The organism is Pseudomonadota bacterium, assembly GCA_039196715.1.
Classification (GTDB): domain Bacteria; phylum Pseudomonadota; class Gammaproteobacteria; order CALCKW01; family CALCKW01; genus CALCKW01.
The window spans coordinates 1-1,830 of the sequence record JBCCUP010000167.1 but is presented as its reverse complement, the minus strand read 5'-3'; the positions used below and the strand labels follow the sequence as shown (position 1 = coordinate 1,830).

Below are 1,830 nucleotides of genomic sequence, written 5' to 3'. Positions count from 1 at the left end.
GTGCCCGAGATCGTGTTGCTGGCGTTGTTGCCGGTGTGCCAGGCGGACAGGATGCCCGCGCCCGGCGCGAACAGGTCGACGCAGCTGCCCCAGTTGGAGGTGCTCCGGCGGTTGTCGCTGCTGGTGGTGGCACCCACGGTCACCGCCAGCGGTTCCCGAGCCGGCGAGGCGCCGCAGGCGTTGGCGTTGCTGTTGCCCGCCGCCACGACCACGGTGACCCCCGTGTTGACCAAGTTGGCCACCGCCTGGTCGAGCGCTGCTGAGGCACCGCCACCCAGGCTCATGTTGGCCACCGCGGGGAGCGTGGCGTTTGCCCCGATCCAGTTCAGCGCGTTGATGATGCCGGTGGTGCTACCCGAGCCGTTGCAGCCGAGCACGCGCACCGGGTGCAGCGAGACGTTGGTGGCCACCCCATAGGTCGAGCCGCCTACCGTGCCGGCCACGTGGGTGCCGTGCCCGTTGCAGTCCTCGGTGCCGCCGCCGATCGCATCGTAGCCGGGGCCCATGCGACCCGCGAACTGGGTGTGCGTGCTGCGGATTCCCGTGTCGAGGATATAGGCCTGCACCCCGGTGCCGTCGGCCGCGACCGTATAGTCGCCGTCGAGCGGGAGGTTGGGCTGATCGATGCGATCGAGCCCCCACAGGTTGGTGGGCGCATTGGCGGTGAAGATCTGCTCCTCCTCGATGAAATCGACCTCCGGGCTGAAGCGCAGGTCCTCGATCTCGTCCTCGGTGAGCGGCGCGGTGAAGCCGTGAAGCTTCGGAGCGTCGATGGTCTCTTCGATCCGCACATCAGAGAAGCGACTCATCATGGTACCCATGGAGGTCTTCGCGAGCTCCTCCTCCTTGAGGATCACGATGAAGCGCCCCGTGCTCCAGGAGCGAAGCAATGTCGTACTGGTATCCAGCGCCGCATCGTCGACCCGATATACGGGCGCGGCGAACTCCTCGGACCGATTGTCCTCGGCAAAGTCGCCTTGGCCTCGGGAACGACCTTCGGTCTCGGTATCACATGCCGTCACTGCCAGGGACGACAGCAGCAGGAGGGATAGACGGGACGACTGAAAAATTTTCGAACTCATCATACAGTCAGTGTCTTTCAGATTATAGCCTTGCCTCGCGGCAAAGGAACATTTTGTCGATCGAAGGAGTGATTGATTTGAGGTGACTGACTTGAGGTGACTGTGGAGGGAGACCAGCTTATGTAAACCTATATCACTTGGAAATAGCGCCAAGCTCGACGTTTGGGTGCACGCGCAGGGCTTGTCCGCGCGCTCATAGGACTCGAGGCTGGCCCGGGGGACGATGTCCCCCAGGCCGGCTGATTCGCTAGTTAGCGAGAGGCTCGACTAGCAGGGCCCGTCAGTGCAGCAGTCGTTATAGAAGGTGCACAGGTTGTCGCACCAACAACCGCCGGGAGCCTGACCGCCGCAGGCGTTGCTGTCTTGGCAGCTGTTGGGATCGGGATCTCCGCCACCGTCGCCGCCACCGTCGCCACCACCGTCGCCGCCACCACCACCGATGAAGTCGGTGTTCACCATCAGGTTGGGCGAGCCGGCGCCGACGTTGTTCAACGTATTGGGGATCGCGTTGCTCGTGATGGCGTTGGCCACCTGGGCCGGCGAGGCCCCGGGGTTGCCCTCCAGGTAGAGCGCAGCCACACCGGCCACGTGCGGCGAGGCCATCGAAGTGCCCGAGATCGTGTTGCTGGCGTTGTTGCCGGTGTGCCAGGCGGACAGGATGCCCGCGCCCGGCGCGAACAGGTCGACGCAGCTGCCCCAGTTGGAGGTGCTCCGGCGGTTGTCGCTGCTGGTGGTGGCACCCACGGTC

At 64.9% G+C, this 1,830-nt stretch carries 2 protein-coding genes; both read right to left on the bottom strand.

All coding sequences use genetic code 11. The features are described 5' to 3' along the window. The coding region (locus tag AAGA11_23140; protein MEM9605767.1) for a S8 family serine peptidase at nt 1-1,085 on the bottom strand (1,085 nt) is incomplete at its 3' end. Nucleotides 1,086-1,349: 264 nt separating this feature from the next. Beyond that, the coding region (locus AAGA11_23135) for a S8 family serine peptidase (protein ID MEM9605766.1) at nt 1,350-1,830 on the bottom strand (481 nt) is incomplete at its 5' end.